The organism is Neobacillus sp. NPDC093182, assembly GCF_044754045.1.
This window is the reverse complement of sequence record NZ_JBIVOI010000010.1, coordinates 1-15424: the sequence shown is the minus strand read 5'-3', so window position 1 is coordinate 15424 and position 15424 is coordinate 1. Positions and strand designations below refer to the sequence as shown.

The following is a 15424-nucleotide window of genomic DNA, read 5'->3' as shown; positions in this document are numbered from 1 at the left end:
TAATTCATTATTTTGTTGGATTAATGACGAAGACAATCACACTTTTATCTAAGTCAAAGTCCCAGTCGACAAAAATATCAATGACTTTCGTATCCAAAATCGCTTCAAAATGGTTATTGTTATGAAGCAGCCCTTTTTCGAGTATCCGCTTTGCGAGCTTGAGTTGTTCCTGCATCCCTTGTCTGATTAATTGCTTTTCAATCCTAACCAATATTCCATTTCGAATAACTAGGATGGTGCGCTGATTTACTTGGCATGCATAAATCTCTTCAGGTTTCTTTTCTGATTCAGAGCTTAAATGAATCATCTCATTAATAAGTTCTGCTTTACCAGTAAACTCTTCTGTAATGGGATAGTCGGTACTCGTTGAATCCGTGGATATCCCTGTGAACATCGCAGATTTATTTTGTAGACTCCAGTCATAGTAGAATTCTCTTATTTCCATACCAGTAACAATCTTTATATATGCCTTTATTTCAGGGATTAGCGTCTGCATGACTAAATCTCTAGTTTGTTGAACACTTTCATCTTGTCTTTGGTTCATAAGTACCTTTTCTGTTGGAGTAAGGAAATTTCGAATATACACGATCATAAATGTTTTACCTAACGAAACATGTACCGATTCCGGTCCTTTGCCAAAATGATCACGGAGAATCTTACTTATGTAGCTACTTAACTCGGCAGATTTTTTATAAATTGGGATTTCCATTTTTGCGAAACTCCTTTTTCTAACTAGGTATTTATACCTTAGTTTACCCCTTTCACTGGAAATAATTAGCATGGTTTGTTACTCGGAATAAAAATATAATGAAAATAGGTGAAGGGACAGAAAGCCATTCGCTTTGAGGAGTAGGATATGTTTTCAAGCATGAGCAACAAAGTTTTAATAGACACATATTTTAATGCAGTAAAGCTTAAGTTAGACGAAGACTTTATTAAATTGTTAGAAGAAGAAATTGACCGAAGAGGGATCGAATCAGATAAGGTAGAAAGAATGGTTTAAATCATAGCTTTTTACTAAAGATTATTTACACCTTCTTCCAATTATTATTAGTTATAATGTAACAAGAACAGCAGCGAATGGCTTCTTTCTCTTCACTTCTTTCATAGAAATAGTGCTATTAAATAATCAGACTACTAATACTATTTAAAAAGCTAGGTGATTAGCCTAGCTTTTTCTTTTAGTTATTTTTAATAAGTGGTTATTTTCCCTTATATCTCACTCAATAGTTTTGTATAATTTTATATTATAAGAGTTTTTAAATTCAAACACAAATGATACTTTGGAAAATGGAGTGTTAAAATGTTAACCATACGGAACGTGACGATGAATGATTTACCTGACCTTTTAATCATTGAACACCTTTGCTTTCCAATAGAAGAAGCAGCGACGGAAGAAGCCTTTAAACAGCGTATTCAATTAATTCCAGATAGCTTTTTTGTAGCGGAAGAGTGTGGTGTGATTGTGGGTTTAGTGAATGGACCAGTGATTGAAAAAGAATTTATTACAGATGATTTATTCGAGAAGATTAAGCCAAATCCTGCATCTGGCGGTCATCAAACGGTTTTAGGTGTAGCGGTGACACCGCATTTCCAAACCCGGGGAGTGGCGACAGCTTTACTAGCACATCTTGAAATAGAAGCAATATCAAAAAATCGCGAGAGTATTACACTTACTTGTAAAGAGGACTTAATACGTTTTTATGAAAACTTAGGATACAAAAATAGAGGTGTTTCGAAATCGGAGCATGGCGGCGTCCAGTGGTACAACATGAATAAAAAATTGCTATAGAACCTCTTTTTAAATAATGTATAGTAAGAACCTAAGCCCAAAAACTTAGGTTCTTTTTTAGGTCTTTTCTATGCGTCTCCTCTAGTGGGGAATTATGGTAGAATGGGTAGTAATGAGAACACTTATAAACGAAAGGAGCATGACCAATGTACGAAGTAAAAACAAAGGAAACAGACAATAGTGTGATTGAGTTTATCGAACAAGTCGACAGCCCTAAAAAGCGTGAGGATGCATACAAATTATTAGATATCTTTACAGAGACCACAGGTATAGAAGCAAAGATGTGGGGGCCAAGTATTATTGGTTTTGGAGCCTACCATTACAAATATGAATCTGGTCACGAAGGAGACGCACCTCTTGTTGGCTTTTCTCCGAGAAAAGCAAAAATCAGCTTGTATTTTGCACCAGGTGAAACAAAGCGGGAAGAATTGTTAAAACAGTTTGGAAAACACACTACAGGGAAAGCGTGTGTGTACATTAATAAAGTGGCAGATATTGATGTAGATGTTTTAAAAGCATTGATTAATGAATCTGTATCTTTTTTGCAAGCAATGTATCCAGCTAAATAAGACCAGTGAGCCCTATATCCAGCAGTCCATTCATTTGCTAAATAAGGGGCTCTATTTCAATTCTTTTATGGCAGCAACCCTGCTATTCCTAATAATGATAAAACAATTTCAAAAAGAATGAGAATCACAATAATCCATTCTACGAAAAGTCCGCGAATGGAGTGGCTGATAGTCGAAAATCCATCCATAATGTTATAGAGTATTTCAGTTTTACTCTTCAAAATCTTATAACGATCATTCAATTCGAAAAACTCGAGCATACGATCATAAAATTCACCGGCTGAACTGCTTGTCCAAGTGATGTCGGGTTTATCGAGAATCATGATGTAAGCAAGGGTATTATACTCATGACGGATAATTTTTGCTGTTGTCCTTGCGAGTTCCTTATTACCGATTCGCAGCTTACCTTTCTCTAACCGGTCAATCATCGTTTCGAGCTTATCATTAATTTGCCCCAGCTGTTCCTCAGTTTTTTCCAAAGCAACAGACTTTGCCAATACAGTAGAAATTAATTCAGGATAGTAATCCTCATATTCAGGAACGACCACATATTCATCTGTTAACTCAATGCTTTCGGTTTCTTTTATATGCAAGCTGTAATCATCGCTGTATCGGTCTGCGTTTTTAACCTCAATGTCTGGCTCGAAGGAGTAGAGGTAGTTCAATAAAGCAGTTATCTCATTTGGAGTTGAGTGATTAATGAAGACAATGCTGCCGAAGGAAAATACTAGAACCATTTGTGAGTCGTCCACATCTTTATAGAGGATTGATTTTAATATTTCACCCCTTAAAATTAATGGCTCCTCCCAGGTGAATTTCTTTGGTATTCCACAATGAACGGCGATTTTGTTCAGATCAATTTCATTGGTTATGGCAAAAGCTTTAAAGGTTAAATCTCTCATATTCACCACTCATCTCAGGTATTTTTGTTACTTATCTATATTAGTATATGAAGCGTTTAGGTAAAATAATGAAGGATAAGTGGAAAGGAAAGAGAATTAATTATGAAGTACTAGTAATAAAGACTGAAAACATACGGAGGAGAGATACCATGACTGAAAATTCATTTGTTTACGTTACATACATAGCGACTACACCTGAAAAGCTTTGGGAAGCTTTGACGAGCAGCAAGTATACCGAACAATACTTCTTTGGAAGCAGTATTCAATCAGATTGGCAGGAAGGGAGTGAACTTACCTATTCTCGCAATGGGCAGGTTTCCGATTATGGAAAGATCCTAAAGATTGAACGTAATCGTGTACTTTCCTTTACATGGACTTATGTTGGAGATGGTGTAGATGGGAAACTGCCTTCACGTGTGACATTTGAATTAAAACCGATGAAGGAAACCGTAAAACTAACACTTAGACATGAAGATCTCCAGCCTGGTGATTTAGTGGATCGAGATGATACCTTTGAAGGTTTGAACAATGGCTGGCCAGCGATAGTAAGCAATTTGAAAAGCCTTTTAGAAACCGGAAAAACTCTAGCTGCTGTGACAATCTAAAGAGGTCTGTGAAATTGCTGAGAAAAAAATAAAATGAAAAAGTTTCTAATGATAAAAATAGTTTTATCCATTACATTTTGAAAAAACGATTGTAATACTTTCTCCTTTATGATGAATACTAAAAATAAAAAGGAGAGATAAGTATGAACAATGAAAAGGACTACGTAGCTGCTGACTTATCATCAAATTTAGTAAATGAAATCAAATCACTTGAAGAAAAATTAAGCGAACAAGCCAATAAAGAAGTTGTGGTTATTGCTTACGAAAAAGACAAATAATACAGCAAAAAAGAGCCGTTAACCACGGCTCTTACCTTTATTTTGCAAATACATGATTTCCAACTGTCTTTACTACTTCGCGAGTCCTAATCCAAGAATCAGTTGCAATTTCTGGATTATAAAAATATACGCTATCATTTAAACGATCTTGTCGTGTTAAAGCCTCTTCAACTGCTCGAATTGCTTCATCTGATGCCGGATTATTAATTTCACCATTTTGCACAGGAGAAAAGGCATAAGCGTCACCAACTACTTCATTAATAACTTCTGTTACGGTATTTGGAAATTCTGGTGAATCAACTCGGTTTAATACAACTGTTGCCACCGCAACTTTTCCTTCATATGATTCGCCTTTCGCTTCTGCTTCTACTAATCTAGCAAATAAGTCTTTCTCTTCATTTGAAATAGTAACAGCAGGCGGGGCCGGTTCTGCTGCTGGCTCAGGCGTTACCGTTTCCGATTCTTCTGCTTGAGACTCCGAAGCAGCTGCTACTTCAACCTCCGTTTCGGCAGATTTTTCTGCTGCTAAATCCGGTTTATTAAGAATGAATTCCTTTTCGTCATCATATTGATTGTTTTCTTGTTTCATTTCATACATGATCGGACCATATGCTTGTCCAATATCAGCCAAGCTGTCTACATTTACAATTTGATATTGCGTTATCGCTTCAACTGTCGTGTTGTGTAATCCGATAAATGCAAATGTAGCTACACAAGCTACAGCAACTTTTTTAAAATAAGTGTTTTTCATGTGTGCTACCTCCTGATGTTTTGTATGATATAACACTAACATGGGTATACACACTATATACAGAACGATAAGGTTACATTTCATTATGGTTTGATGAACAACATTACAGCTGCGATGTGAATATGACATTATACCTATGATTTTGTCATAATCAAACCAATTTTACGGTATAGAGGAATATATTGTATGAAAAAGGCAGGATGAAGAAATTATTTCTATAATCTAATATTTCGAAAATGAAAATAAATGGGGATTATGCTACTATTACAATATTAAATTATCAATATTATTGGAGATGGATTTTCGTGCTTATTTGGAAGCGTAATTTGTGGGTACTATGGATAGGGGTATTCTTCGTATCAGCAAGCTTTTCCATGGTCATCCCGTTCTTACCAATATTCCTGCTAGAAATTGGTGTGCATGATCACACGGAAGTTTGGGCTGGTTTGTTATTTAGTGCAGCATTTTTTGCAGGTGCGATTGCTTCTCCGTTTTGGGGGAGAGTAGCAGATAAATATGGGAGAAAACCCCTGCTAATTCGAGCCGGATTTGTTCTTTTTATTGTTTATACATTAACTGCTTTTGTTACAAATCCTTATCAGCTATTAGGATTACGTATCATGCAGGGGTTGTTAAGTGGATTCATTCCGGGCGCAATCGCCTTAGTCGGTACGAATACACCAAGTAATAAAGTTGGATACGCGCTATCGATGATATCCTCTGCTTCTGCGTCAGGTGGAATTATTGGACCACTTTTAGGAGGGGGTATTGCCTCATTAGTGGGAAATCGAGTGGCGTTTGGAAGTGCTGGAATGTTCTCGCTCATTTCAACACTACTGGTCATATTTTTTGTAACGGAGGAAAATTTCATTCCGAGTAAAGAGAAGGGATCGATAAGGAATGATTTTAAATTGGCACTCTAAACCGTTCATTGATGATGGTTCTTGGATTAACCAGCCTTACATCTGCTTCGATTATGACCATTGAACCAGTACTTCCATTATATATAGTGGACCTTGGCGGTTCTTCCCAGCATGCTTCATTACTAGCAGGGATCGTTTTTTCTCTTCCTGGTATCGCAAGTGTCGTTTTTGCCCCAATGTGGGGGAAATGGGCTGACAAAGTTGGTTTCCAAAAAATTCTTTTTATCGGGTTAATGGGTGGAGGAATCGGAACCATCGCTCAAATTGTTTTCAGTAATATTTGGGGATTCTCCATTACTCGATTTATTTTTGGTGTCTTTTTCTGCGCCGTATTCCCAGCGTTAAATGGACTAGTCGTAAGGTCAACACAGAGCGATTTCCGCGGGCGGGCGTTTGGTTTACACCAAACCTCTAATCAAATTGGCGGGATGATTGGCCCGATAATCGGAGGTATCCTTGGCGGTATTTTTCCTGTACAAACTGTGTTTGTGGTAACAGGGTTCTTACTACTGGCTGCAACCGGTGTGGCATATTGGTATGCAAATGACTTAAATCGTGAACTTAAAACAAAAGTAACATGACATAATTAAAAGGGATATATATAGTAAGTAATGATGCCGACAATGATTCCAGTTATGGCCCCAAAAAAGACCTCAGTTGGCTGATGACCTAATAATTCTTTTAATTTTTCTCTAGACTCCGGTTTCTTTAAATTGGGGTCTTTTAGTGTTTCAATCAGACTGTTAAAATCGGCTAAAAGCGTATTCAGAATCTCCGCATGATAACCTGCATGCCTCCGAACTCCCATCGCATCATGCATAACGATCGCAGCTACTACAACGCAAATAGCAAACTCATTTGATTGGAACCCTGTCATTAATCCGATTGCTGTCGTTAATGAAACAATCATCGCAGTATGTGAACTAGGCATACCGCCAGTGCTAAACATTAATTTCCATTTCAATTCTTTAGAAGCTAAAAAGTGAATCGGTACTTTTACAAATTGTGCAAGGAACATGCCCAAAAAAGCAGCTACTATCGGACAGGATAAAAACATAATAACCTCCTGGATGATCATCTTTGTACTTATATTATGAAATATAACCCCTATTAATCCGGATGAAACATGAAGAATGTGGAAGAATTATGATAAAATAGGGTTGTTAAAAACATAAATAAAACAAAGAAGTAAGAGTGGCAATTTGATCACTCTTACTTTTTTTCAGGGTTTACGTTAATGATTGTATTGTTTCTATTAATTGCCTAATTGCTTCGTGATCATCAGAGCCAGATGCTTCTAAACTAATTTCTGCATTGTTTGGTATGGCGAGTGATAAAACTCCCATTATAGATTTACAATTAACTTTATGTCCATTGTAGGTAAGGTAGATATCTGATTCAAATTGCGATGTTACCTGGACGAGCTGGTTAATTGCGCGACTGTCTAAACCAGACTTTCGATTAAGTTGAATTGTCTTTAGTACCATTTGAGGAACCCCTCCTTAATATTAAAGTTAAATCACACTCTTTTATCTATGATAGAAAAAATTCAAATATGATTTATTTAGTTATTTAAGCGAGTCTGCTGACACGATTGTATGGAAGATTATTAAACAAGAATGCCCCAAAAATAAAAAAAAACGGTCACTCCTAATTTAGAGTGACCCATCAAGACGTTCTACTTATATTCCTAGAAGTTCCGCTAACTTCTCTTGGTTAAAGCCAAAAACAACCTCTGAACCTTTTTCATCCTCCACGACAGTTGCTGGTGTGGCTGATGCACCTAATTCAACAATTTCATCTAGGTATTTAGGATTTTCTCTAATATTTTTTTCTTCAAACTCAATACCATTATCTTTTAACCATAACTTCTCAGCTGTACATGGACCACAGCTTTCTTGTGTGTATATAACTATCTTACGCATAGTACATTCCTCCTTCTTTTTTATTTTATTACAATTAGTAAAAAAAGTCCCATCACCTGATTCCTTCATTATATACATTTTACAAACCATAAGAAATATGTTAGAAGTTCCCTTCATAGTCCCTATCTATTTAAGATTCATATAATCGGTTGCTTAACATACATATACAGTAAGATGACAAGCAGTTACGTTAACGAAAATCCATGAAAAGGAGATAAGTGCAAGGGAATGGAGTTCTTACAAGAAATCATTGCGAATTATGGTTCATTTTTATCATTAGACGCCTTGTGGGATGTAGTAACAGATCCTGCTAGTTGGGGAATCATTGGTACCTTAGTTATTCTCGAAGGGTTATTATCGGCTGATAATGCGTTAGTACTTGCTGTTTTGGTAAAGCACTTGCCGGAAAAACAACGAAGGAAAGCACTTTTCTACGGAATTATAGGAGCATATCTATTTCGGGTTATTGCAATTGGAATAGGTGTTACGTTAATTAATATTGGCTGGATCAAGATTGTTGGCGGTCACTATCTCCTTTGGCTGGTTCTCCAACACTTTATCAACAAAAGAGACGGGGAGGAAGAGATTCCCACCAAACAAGTGGGTTTTTGGAGCACCGTCTTAACCGTAGAACTTATGGATATTGCGTTTAGTATCGATAGTGTCATCGCTGCGTTTGGTGTATCGAACCAGGTCTGGGTACTGTTCTTAGGAGGAATCCTTGGAATTTTAATGATGCGTGGTGTCGCACAATTATTCTTAGCCCTTATTGAAAGAATACCTGAGTTTGAAACGACTGCATTCGTGTTAATTGGCATGATTGGATTAAGAATGATAGGTGCAGTATTTGGCTTTCATATGCACGAAGTGATCTTTTTTAGTCTATTAATAGGAATCTTCTTAGGAACTTTCCTGGTACATTTTTTAAAGGGGAAGTTGGCAACGAAATAAACCAAACCTAACACTTTTATAAAAAGAAAATGACTATCAAATTGTCCTTTTGATAGTCATTTTTTATTAGTAGCTTGGCTTGTTATTCTTAATTCCGCGTACACGTATTCTTTTATAATCAGCTATCCAATTTCCATCTTTATATAAAATTTCTTTTAGATTATTCTCTACCTTTGTAACAATCTCATCTTTTTTATCTTGGGAAATCCCTTCAAACAAAAGACTGCCAAACATCTCAATCCAATTTTTCAATCCATATTCACCTACTAAGGGGGTCGGTCGATCGAAGTGCTCTGCAAAGGTAACCCTAAATCCTGCTTCCTCCATTAAAGATGTATATTCACCAATACTTGGATAAAACCAAGGGAACTGTTCTATCTTATATTCAATTCCTGATTGTTTTATTTGCTCAATAATTTCACTTGTTATGATGTGGACGTTTCCTTTACCGCCAAATTCGGCAACAAATCTTCCGCCTGGTTTTAAACTTTGATAAATACAACTTAGCGCGTCCTTTGGCTGTTTTACCCAATGAAGTGTTGCATTCGAAAATACAGCATCGAATTCCGCATTGTATCCTAGGGCTGTCACATCTCGAACGAAAAACTTAATATTAGAGTACTTACTCACTGCTTGGGTAATCATATTTTGAGATTTGTCTGCCCCAATAACATCTCCTCCAATATCATATAATTTTTTTGTTAAATCTCCAGTTCCACAACCAAGATCAAGGATTTTCTCGCCTGCTGTAATAGCTAATAATTCTATTAGATTCGTTCCGAACATTGAAACAAATGAATGATTCTGGTCGTATAAATTTGCATTCCAATTGTCCTCTGTGCTTTGGGTTTTCATTTGCAATCTCTCCCCTATAGTAAAATTTGATGATTTAAAGTATCTGTTACTAGATTATACTGGAAATTTTAACCATATGAAATAAATTTAAGAGTTTTCTAATTATTTTTAAATAGGTTAAAATAATAACCATTACCTATAATTTTTTGTTGTCTTAGGGGGAAGTTTTATGCGTGAAGAGGGATACATAAAGGTTACAGGGGGGAGAGTCTGGTATCAAATATTTAATAAGAATTCTGAAGTTACTCCAGTCATCATATTACATGGTGGTCCGGGTTCTTCAAGTTATTCATTAGAAGGACTACAAGCGCTTGAAAAAGATAGACCGGTTATTTTATACGATCAATTAGGCTGCGGCAGGTCAGACCGTCCCAGTGATACCTCACTTTGGCAGCTTGATCGTTTTGTCGAGGAATTAGCACAGATAAGAGAAGCTTTAAAATTGGAGGAAGTTCATATTTTAGGCCATTCATGGGGTACAACCCTTGCGGCTGCCTATTGTTTAACAAAACCTAGTGGTGTGAAAAGTGTTATCTTTTCAAGTCCATGTCTAAGCGCACCGCGTTGGGAACAGGACCAGGCGGAGAATTTAAAAAAGCTTCCTATTGATATTCAGGAAACCATTACACGATGTGAAGAAGAGGGAACGACGGATTCCGAGGAATTCAAAGCGGCCATTCAGGAATTTAACAAAGTGTTTGTTTGTAGAGTGCAGAAAGAACCAGATCCTAAATGGGTTAAAAAAGGGTCAGGTTATCGAAATCCTGAGATTTACAACATTATGTGGGGTCCATCTGAATTCAGTGTAAAGGGAAATTTAAAGTATTTTGATTGTACATCTCGATTGAATGAAATCAGCTGCCCAACCTTATTTACTTGTGGACGATATGATGAGGCAACACCTGAATCGACGGAATACTTTAGCAGCCTTGTACCAAATGGGAAATTCCATGTTTACGAAAATAGTGCTCATATGGCTTATTTTGAAGAGAAGGAAGAGTTTTTACAAGTAGTAGGTGACTTTTTAAAAAACGTTGACTCCAAGTGATGTAACTAATATATTTTCACCCGCCTATCGAAAAGGCGGGTGTTTTTTACCTTAAGAAGAAGTATTTTGGGACTGGTTTAGATTTAGCGCAGTTTGAGCAGCCTTTAAATCAACGTTAAGCTGCTCTGACAGATTATTTGGGTGATAGTAGCCCTTATTTACCATATACTTTGATATTTGTTCGTGTGTATCCACTGCGTCCATTAAATACTGTTTTAATGTATCTCTAACTTCAGGAGTAGAGGTTTCAGTTAAAGCAAGTGCAATATTCTTTACCCCTGTTTTAGCAGCGATTAAAAAATCCGTTGCAATGACTTGATCTGTCATTGACCCCATACCTACCATATCCTGTACCATTCCATTCATTATTGTTCACCTCGGTTCGTCATAAATTCTTGTATGCGTTGGATTTGACCAGTGGTTTTAGTAACATCTTGCTGCAAGATATTCTTAAGCTGCGGGTCCTGGACAAGTGCACTCATTGTCGATGATTTCGTTAAACAAAGGTTTTTAAACGTTAATAATTCATGTAATTCGTATGTCTCATGCGGTGCTAAATAATGTGTGTTCACTGCATTTCCTCCTTGGGAATAATATTTGCCACACAAAAAATAGTTTGACCTAGCCTAACAAATAAATTTGAGGGAATAAGTGGGTGATGCAGAATCGAATGGTGGAAAATCTTGTTCCCTCTACACCGGGATTATTAATTAAACTGAAGGAAAAACTAAAAGAAAATTAATTTAATTTAGGGGTTTCTTTTTGCTTGAGACAAAAACCCGAAAGCAGGAAATTATAGACGCATTGCATTTAAACTTCTACTCGCTATGCATATTTAACATAAAAAGGACAGCCTATAGGTGTCCTTTTTAGAAAAAATATAAATTGTTAGAACGTTATTAAGTAAATCATTAACTGCAATTTTTGCCAACGAGGAAAGGAGAAACATAATATCTTATGTTCTCCTATACTAAATATGGCGTTTAATATTATAGAACGTCTAATTTAGCAACGATTGTTACAAGGATTTGAAGAAGTGCTTGGATATTTACAGCAACTTGAGTGTCAGTTGTAACAACTTTGATATGTTTAGAACCTTGAATTACTGTTTTTTGAGAGTTCTTTTGCTTGTTTTTAAATAATTGTTTAAGGTCCTGAACAACTGCTTTACCTTTTTCTGTATCGCCAAGTGTAATGCTAATTACAATTGCGATGGCTACTTGAATGGCGGCTTGCAAAGATATAGCGACTTGAGTATCAGTAGTTTGTACATCAATTCCTTCAGAATCCTTAATGATAATCCATTCAAAAGATTGTTGTTTGTTAGAAACAAATTGATCTGCTTCTTGCATCACATCAGCGGCTTTACCTTTATCGTCACAAGAGTCTAATGCTTTCCATTTCTTTTCAGTCATTTTATTTTCACCTCTTATTAATATATTTTTTAAGCAATATCAACTTTTGCAACTAATGTGAGAAGGACTTGTAATAAAGCTTGGATGTTTGCAGCAACGTCTGTGTCAGTTGTTGTGATGTTGATATCTTTAGAATTTTCGATGCTGATTTTTTGGAAGTTATTTTGTTCGGAATCGAAATATTGAAGAAGATCTTCTGCTACACTTTGACCTTTATCAGAATCAAGGATAGTAATTCGAAGGACTAATGCGATACAAAGCTGTAATGCAATTTGCAAGGAAACAGCTGCTTGCGTATTAGTAGTATGAACACAGATATTGCAAGAATCTTTAATGAAGATTAATTCCTCGGAATCTTGTTCCATTAATGAAACCTGATCTGCATCTTGGAATACATCAGCTTCATGAGAATCATGAGAGTGATGCTCTGGTTCATGGTGTGTTGGTGTGTCTTGAAAAACCGCTGGATCATGATAAACGAAACCATATTGCGGTGCTTCCTCATAAGTTTTTTCTGCGGCTGGCTTGTCCTCATAAAACATATCTGAAGATTCATCCTTCTGATACTTTTTATCCTTTTTATCCTTTTTGTTGTTGGATGGCATTGTTTTTTACACTCCTTTGTTGTAGTTTGTTTTCAATATAATATATGGAGTTGTCCAATAATGGTTTGTGTGTATCAGCTGAATTTGGCTTTTTTATAAAAAATGAAAAGAACGCCTAATCTAGCGTTCTTTAGAATGGTTTATTCCGTATCTTCTGCTTTCTTTGTTGGATTCTCTTTATTGACGAAGGCATCGACCTGCTGGGATAAGTCATTTACTAATTCCTTTATTAATTGTTTTTGCTCTGGAGATAAATTCGACTTCCCTTGATCTAAATTAATTCCATTTTTTTTAAAAATATCACTAACGAGTAAATCGATAATTTTACCTGTTAGTAATGGGTTTTGATTTGAATCACTCACCACTAATCGCTCCTTTACTAGTTTTTCCATTAACAGGATATGCATTTGTTAACGGATATTCCTGCACTTATACTCCAAAAGCAGACAAAAATAAGGGAAAAAGAAAAATATGGTATAATTTTCGGTATATCTTTTTTAAATGCAGTAAAACAAGATCATCATTCATCACCTTGTTGAACGATATATCATTGACATAGATGATGATCTAAGGAGGGGATAATGAATAGGTGAGGTTTCTTGAGTCTGTTTTAAATACTTTAATGTTAAGTCTAGTAGAATTATTTTTCCTTTTAGGGTTCTTAATTGGTGTTGGTTTCTTATTGGGCGTGTTAGAAAAATACTCGAATAAGTTTCTATATAAAGCATTGGGACCACGTGGAGTATTGGCTACCGCTTGGATAGGTACACCGGTCCACGAACTCGGGCACCTTCTTCAGTGTTTCATTTGGGGACATCGAGTAACAAAGGTAAAATTCCTTCAATTAAACAATCCTAATGGTATTCTTGGATATGTGGAGCACCAATATAATCCGAGTAGTATCTATCAACAGATTGGAAATTTTTTCATTGGAATGGGACCCATTTTCAGTGGGATTGGTGCATTAATGCTGGGGATGTACGTATTGGTACCTAAATCCTATTTCACTTTTAGTGCGTACATTGATAACCATGTTTCTCCTGGAAGCGATGATTTAATGGTAATCGTGAGTGCAACACTTGCCATTACGAAAAGTCTCTTTACATTAGAAAATTTACTCAATCCGTTATTTTGGCTATTTCTTTTGTTTGCTGTCAGTATTTCATCACATATAGCTTTAAGTAAGGCCGACATTAATGGGTCTTCCAAAGGGCTGCTCATGATATTTTGCGTCTTGTTTATAGTAAATCTTATCGCTGGTTTATTTAATATAGATACGTATAGATTTATCGTCAGATTGACCGAATATAATGCCTATGTACTAGCTTTTTCTAGTATTGCGCTCCTTTTTTCATTTATGACACTTTTGATATCCTATATAATATATAAATTGAAATTTGGCTGATGAATAATAAGGAGTCAACTTCTCGAAATAAGAATGTTCTCATGTGAAAGAAGGCTGAACGTATTGAAATTAATTTCTGTTATGCTTGGAGGGTTTTTTGGAGCATTAACAAGATATGGAATAGGAGAATGGATTCCAACAGATAATGGGTTTCCTCTTGGAACCTTAATAATAAACCTCATAGGTTGCTTTTTCCTTGGGTGGTTTCTTACGTTCATCACGTTCAGGAAAAATATAAAACCGGAATTTACGTTACTAATCGGAACGGGTTTTATCGGGTCATTTACTACTTTTTCAACCTTTTCTATAGAGACGATCCTTTTATTTCAAAATGGACTCGCTGTTTATGGGACCATATATGTTTTATTTAGCATTATTTTTGGAATACTGTTGGCTTATTTAGGACTAAAATTAGCATTAATTTATGAGGAAAAAGGAGAAACACATTGATTTGGTTAATTGGTCTTGGAGGATCTTTAGGCGCATCAGGTAGATATTTATTAGGCAATTTTATTAATAAAAAAAAGAAACCTGGACATTTTCCATTGGGAACTTGGATAATAAATATTACTGGATCCTTTCTTTTAGGGATCCTTTATAAGCTACATATGACAAATGAAATAAGTAATTGGGTGTGGCTGTTTTTGGGAATTGGTTTTTGCGGATCCTATACCACTTTCTCGACATTCGGTTATGAAACGATTACCTTATTGCAATCAAATAAAAAATTTTTAGCTGGGATATATGTATTAACTTCAGTAATAGTAAGTATTTTAACCGCTGCTATTGGTTTTATTATTTAGCATAAACCTAAATCCAGAATATATTAATGATTAAATTGAAAAAAAGAATGCAAAATAAGAGGGGAAAATACGATTTTATAGGAGGATTCCAATGTCTAAGAAAAAGTACACCCCTTCATCAGACGTAGACCAAAAACAATTACTAAATGATAAAGTGGAAAATGCACGAAAAAACAATTTTGAAGATGATCATACGCGCAGAGTAACCCCAAATGGCGGGCAAGGACAATAAATAAACATCAGGGGGTTGTTGCAAAGGCAACAACTCCTTTTTTATATTCTATTTGGATAATATTTCTATTGAACTAGATGTGAGAGGGTGTTATTATATAAAAGTTCCCTTCAGAGGGGCAAACAAAAACGAAACATATTATTGACATTAATATCGTTATTGTGTTATAATAAATTTTCTCGCTTTTTTAAAAATAGTAATCTCTTGTTCTTTGAAAACTAAACAAACAAGAACGTCAACAAACAATTTTTTAGCTTTTTATAAAAGCTAAGCCAACGTAACAAAATGAGCTAATCAACTTTCTTGGAGAGTTTGATCCTGGCTCAGGACGAACGCTGGCGGCGTGCCTAATACATGCAAGTCGA

The 15424-nt window shown here is 35.8% G+C and carries 23 protein-coding genes, 1 rRNA gene and 1 pseudogene; 13 read left to right on the top strand and 12 right to left on the bottom strand.

Features of this window, described 5'->3' with window-relative positions; all coding sequences use genetic code 11:
* Window positions 1–7 precede the first annotated feature (7 nt).
* The gene (locus tag ACIQAA_RS18100; RefSeq protein WP_402622045.1) at window positions 8–709 is read right to left on the bottom strand and encodes a Na-translocating system protein MpsC family protein; all 702 of its coding nucleotides are present in this window, start codon (window positions 707–709) and stop codon (window positions 8–10) included.
* 147 nt (window positions 710–856) lie between these two features.
* On the opposite strand from ACIQAA_RS18100, the gene sda reads away from it, so the two are divergent.
* From sda to ACIQAA_RS18085, 3 genes are all read left to right on the top strand, one after another.
* On the top strand, window positions 857–1003 hold the full coding sequence (sda, locus tag ACIQAA_RS18095; protein ID WP_402622043.1) for a sporulation histidine kinase inhibitor Sda: 147 nt from the start codon (window positions 857–859) through the stop codon (window positions 1001–1003).
* A 300-nt stretch (window positions 1004–1303) separates the two neighbouring features.
* Complete coding sequence (locus ACIQAA_RS18090) at window positions 1304–1792, top strand: GNAT family N-acetyltransferase (RefSeq protein ID WP_402622041.1); 489 nt, start codon at window positions 1304–1306, stop codon at window positions 1790–1792.
* A 146-nt stretch (window positions 1793–1938) separates the two neighbouring features.
* Window positions 1939–2361, top strand: a complete 423-nt coding sequence (locus ACIQAA_RS18085) for a DUF1801 domain-containing protein (RefSeq protein WP_402622040.1) — start codon at window positions 1939–1941, stop codon at window positions 2359–2361.
* Window positions 2362–2426: 65 nt separating this feature from the next.
* On the opposite strand, the gene ACIQAA_RS18080 is transcribed toward ACIQAA_RS18085, so the two are convergent.
* Window positions 2427–3263, bottom strand: coding sequence for an RMD1 family protein (locus tag ACIQAA_RS18080; protein WP_402622039.1), 837 nt, complete (start codon window positions 3261–3263; stop codon window positions 2427–2429).
* A 149-nt stretch (window positions 3264–3412) separates the two neighbouring features.
* On the opposite strand from ACIQAA_RS18080, the gene ACIQAA_RS18075 reads away from it, so the two are divergent.
* Both ACIQAA_RS18075 and ACIQAA_RS18070 read left to right on the top strand, forming a co-directional pair.
* On the top strand, window positions 3413–3868 hold the full coding sequence (locus ACIQAA_RS18075) for an SRPBCC family protein (RefSeq protein ID WP_402622037.1): 456 nt from the start codon (window positions 3413–3415) through the stop codon (window positions 3866–3868).
* A gap of 143 nt (window positions 3869–4011) precedes the next feature.
* Window positions 4012–4146 (top strand): hypothetical protein, encoded by a 135-nt coding sequence (locus ACIQAA_RS18070; RefSeq protein ID WP_402622035.1) that lies wholly within the window; start codon window positions 4012–4014, stop codon window positions 4144–4146.
* Between the two features lie 37 nt (window positions 4147–4183).
* Here ACIQAA_RS18070 and ACIQAA_RS18065 read toward each other — a convergent pair whose 3' ends face one another.
* The gene (locus tag ACIQAA_RS18065; RefSeq protein ID WP_402622033.1) at window positions 4184–4897 is read right to left on the bottom strand and encodes a cell wall hydrolase; all 714 of its coding nucleotides are present in this window, start codon (window positions 4895–4897) and stop codon (window positions 4184–4186) included.
* Between the two features lie 305 nt (window positions 4898–5202).
* Here ACIQAA_RS18065 and ACIQAA_RS18060 point away from each other — a divergent pair.
* Window positions 5203–6401: pseudogene (locus ACIQAA_RS18060) on the top strand (MFS transporter).
* A gap of 5 nt (window positions 6402–6406) precedes the next feature.
* Here the strand turns inward: ACIQAA_RS18060 and ACIQAA_RS18055 are convergent.
* The 3 genes from ACIQAA_RS18055 to ACIQAA_RS18045 form a co-directional block, all read right to left on the bottom strand.
* Window positions 6407–6877, bottom strand: coding sequence for a divergent PAP2 family protein (locus ACIQAA_RS18055; protein ID WP_402622031.1), 471 nt, complete (start codon window positions 6875–6877; stop codon window positions 6407–6409).
* A gap of 172 nt (window positions 6878–7049) precedes the next feature.
* Entirely contained in the window at window positions 7050–7307 is a 258-nt protein-coding gene (locus tag ACIQAA_RS18050) for an HPr family phosphocarrier protein (RefSeq protein ID WP_402622029.1), read from the bottom strand.
* Window positions 7308–7502: 195 nt separating this feature from the next.
* On the bottom strand, window positions 7503–7745 hold the full coding sequence (locus ACIQAA_RS18045) for a glutaredoxin family protein (RefSeq protein WP_402622028.1): 243 nt from the start codon (window positions 7743–7745) through the stop codon (window positions 7503–7505).
* 228 nt (window positions 7746–7973) lie between these two features.
* Here ACIQAA_RS18045 and ACIQAA_RS18040 point away from each other — a divergent pair, with 228 nt between their 5' ends.
* Entirely contained in the window at window positions 7974–8696 is a 723-nt protein-coding gene (locus ACIQAA_RS18040) for a TerC family protein (protein ID WP_402622026.1), read from the top strand.
* 66 nt (window positions 8697–8762) lie between these two features.
* Here ACIQAA_RS18040 and ACIQAA_RS18035 read toward each other — a convergent pair whose 3' ends face one another.
* Window positions 8763–9551: a class I SAM-dependent methyltransferase gene (locus tag ACIQAA_RS18035; protein WP_402622024.1), complete on the bottom strand. Its 789-nt coding sequence runs from the start codon at window positions 9549–9551 to the stop codon at window positions 8763–8765.
* A 169-nt stretch (window positions 9552–9720) separates the two neighbouring features.
* On the opposite strand from ACIQAA_RS18035, the gene ACIQAA_RS18030 reads away from it, so the two are divergent.
* Window positions 9721–10599 carry a proline iminopeptidase-family hydrolase gene (locus tag ACIQAA_RS18030; RefSeq protein WP_402622022.1) on the top strand — a complete coding sequence of 293 codons (879 nt, stop codon included), beginning with the start codon at window positions 9721–9723 and terminating at the stop codon, window positions 10597–10599.
* 51 nt (window positions 10600–10650) lie between these two features.
* Here the strand turns inward: ACIQAA_RS18030 and ACIQAA_RS18025 are convergent, their stop codons facing one another.
* The 5 genes from ACIQAA_RS18025 to ACIQAA_RS18005 form a co-directional block, all read right to left on the bottom strand.
* On the bottom strand, window positions 10651–10965 hold the full coding sequence (locus ACIQAA_RS18025; protein WP_402622020.1) for a spore coat protein: 315 nt from the start codon (window positions 10963–10965) through the stop codon (window positions 10651–10653).
* The gene (locus ACIQAA_RS18020) at window positions 10965–11171 is read right to left on the bottom strand and encodes a DUF892 family protein (RefSeq protein WP_402622018.1); all 207 of its coding nucleotides are present in this window, start codon (window positions 11169–11171) and stop codon (window positions 10965–10967) included. The genes ACIQAA_RS18025 and ACIQAA_RS18020 overlap by 1 nt, the downstream gene beginning before the upstream one ends.
* A 417-nt stretch (window positions 11172–11588) precedes the next feature.
* Window positions 11589–12014 carry a spore coat protein gene (locus tag ACIQAA_RS18015; RefSeq protein WP_402622017.1) on the bottom strand — a complete coding sequence of 142 codons (426 nt, stop codon included), beginning with the start codon at window positions 12012–12014 and terminating at the stop codon, window positions 11589–11591.
* 29 nt (window positions 12015–12043) lie between these two features.
* Window positions 12044–12619: a spore coat protein gene (locus tag ACIQAA_RS18010; protein ID WP_402622015.1), complete on the bottom strand. Its 576-nt coding sequence runs from the start codon at window positions 12617–12619 to the stop codon at window positions 12044–12046.
* Between the two features lie 140 nt (window positions 12620–12759).
* A complete protein-coding gene (locus ACIQAA_RS18005; RefSeq protein ID WP_402622013.1) occupies window positions 12760–12981 on the bottom strand; it encodes a spore coat protein in 222 nt (73 codons plus the stop codon).
* A gap of 227 nt (window positions 12982–13208) precedes the next feature.
* Between ACIQAA_RS18005 and ACIQAA_RS18000 the strand changes: the two genes are divergently transcribed.
* The 5 genes from ACIQAA_RS18000 to ACIQAA_RS17980 form a co-directional block, all read left to right on the top strand.
* Window positions 13209–14024: a hypothetical protein gene (locus ACIQAA_RS18000; protein WP_402622011.1), complete on the top strand. Its 816-nt coding sequence runs from the start codon at window positions 13209–13211 to the stop codon at window positions 14022–14024.
* Between the two features lie 63 nt (window positions 14025–14087).
* Window positions 14088–14474 carry a fluoride efflux transporter CrcB gene (gene crcB, locus ACIQAA_RS17995; RefSeq protein WP_402622010.1) on the top strand — a complete coding sequence of 129 codons (387 nt, stop codon included), beginning with the start codon at window positions 14088–14090 and terminating at the stop codon, window positions 14472–14474.
* Entirely contained in the window at window positions 14471–14827 is a 357-nt protein-coding gene (crcB, locus tag ACIQAA_RS17990; protein ID WP_402622008.1) for a fluoride efflux transporter CrcB, read from the top strand. Before crcB (ACIQAA_RS17995) ends, crcB (ACIQAA_RS17990) begins: the two co-directional genes overlap by 4 nt.
* Window positions 14828–14918: 91 nt before the next feature.
* On the top strand, window positions 14919–15059 hold the full coding sequence (locus ACIQAA_RS17985; protein WP_169803741.1) for a hypothetical protein: 141 nt from the start codon (window positions 14919–14921) through the stop codon (window positions 15057–15059).
* Between the two features lie 300 nt (window positions 15060–15359).
* A 16S ribosomal RNA gene (locus ACIQAA_RS17980) occupies window positions 15360–15424 on the top strand; the annotation flags it as partial.

What these genes read in the sequence shown, in the direction of transcription:
- ACIQAA_RS18025 (WP_402622020.1), bottom strand. Translation starts at nt 10,965, where the DNA reads ATGAATGGAATGGTACAGGATATGGTAGGTATGGGGTCAATGACAGAT.
- ACIQAA_RS18035 (WP_402622024.1), bottom strand. Translation starts at nt 9,551, where the DNA reads ATGAAAACCCAAAGCACAGAGGACAATTGGAATGCAAATTTATACGAC.
- ACIQAA_RS18065 (WP_402622033.1), bottom strand. Translation starts at nt 4,897, where the DNA reads ATGAAAAACACTTATTTTAAAAAAGTTGCTGTAGCTTGTGTAGCTACA.
- sda (WP_402622043.1), top strand. Translation starts at nt 857, where the DNA reads ATGTTTTCAAGCATGAGCAACAAAGTTTTAATAGACACATATTTTAAT.
- ACIQAA_RS18010 (WP_402622015.1), bottom strand. Translation starts at nt 12,619, where the DNA reads ATGCCATCCAACAACAAAAAGGATAAAAAGGATAAAAAGTATCAGAAG.
- ACIQAA_RS18050 (WP_402622029.1), bottom strand. Translation starts at nt 7,307, where the DNA reads ATGGTACTAAAGACAATTCAACTTAATCGAAAGTCTGGTTTAGACAGT.
- ACIQAA_RS18040 (WP_402622026.1), top strand. Translation starts at nt 7,974, where the DNA reads ATGGAGTTCTTACAAGAAATCATTGCGAATTATGGTTCATTTTTATCA.
- ACIQAA_RS18085 (WP_402622040.1), top strand. Translation starts at nt 1,939, where the DNA reads ATGTACGAAGTAAAAACAAAGGAAACAGACAATAGTGTGATTGAGTTT.
- ACIQAA_RS18075 (WP_402622037.1), top strand. Translation starts at nt 3,413, where the DNA reads ATGACTGAAAATTCATTTGTTTACGTTACATACATAGCGACTACACCT.
- ACIQAA_RS18045 (WP_402622028.1), bottom strand. Translation starts at nt 7,745, where the DNA reads ATGCGTAAGATAGTTATATACACACAAGAAAGCTGTGGTCCATGTACA.
- ACIQAA_RS18015 (WP_402622017.1), bottom strand. Translation starts at nt 12,014, where the DNA reads ATGACTGAAAAGAAATGGAAAGCATTAGACTCTTGTGACGATAAAGGT.
- ACIQAA_RS18100 (WP_402622045.1), bottom strand. Translation starts at nt 709, where the DNA reads ATGGAAATCCCAATTTATAAAAAATCTGCCGAGTTAAGTAGCTACATA.
- ACIQAA_RS18070 (WP_402622035.1), top strand. Translation starts at nt 4,012, where the DNA reads ATGAACAATGAAAAGGACTACGTAGCTGCTGACTTATCATCAAATTTA.
- ACIQAA_RS18055 (WP_402622031.1), bottom strand. Translation starts at nt 6,877, where the DNA reads ATGTTTTTATCCTGTCCGATAGTAGCTGCTTTTTTGGGCATGTTCCTT.
- ACIQAA_RS18080 (WP_402622039.1), bottom strand. Translation starts at nt 3,263, where the DNA reads ATGAGAGATTTAACCTTTAAAGCTTTTGCCATAACCAATGAAATTGAT.
- ACIQAA_RS17985 (WP_169803741.1), top strand. Translation starts at nt 14,919, where the DNA reads ATGTCTAAGAAAAAGTACACCCCTTCATCAGACGTAGACCAAAAACAA.
- ACIQAA_RS18090 (WP_402622041.1), top strand. Translation starts at nt 1,304, where the DNA reads ATGTTAACCATACGGAACGTGACGATGAATGATTTACCTGACCTTTTA.
- ACIQAA_RS18030 (WP_402622022.1), top strand. Translation starts at nt 9,721, where the DNA reads ATGCGTGAAGAGGGATACATAAAGGTTACAGGGGGGAGAGTCTGGTAT.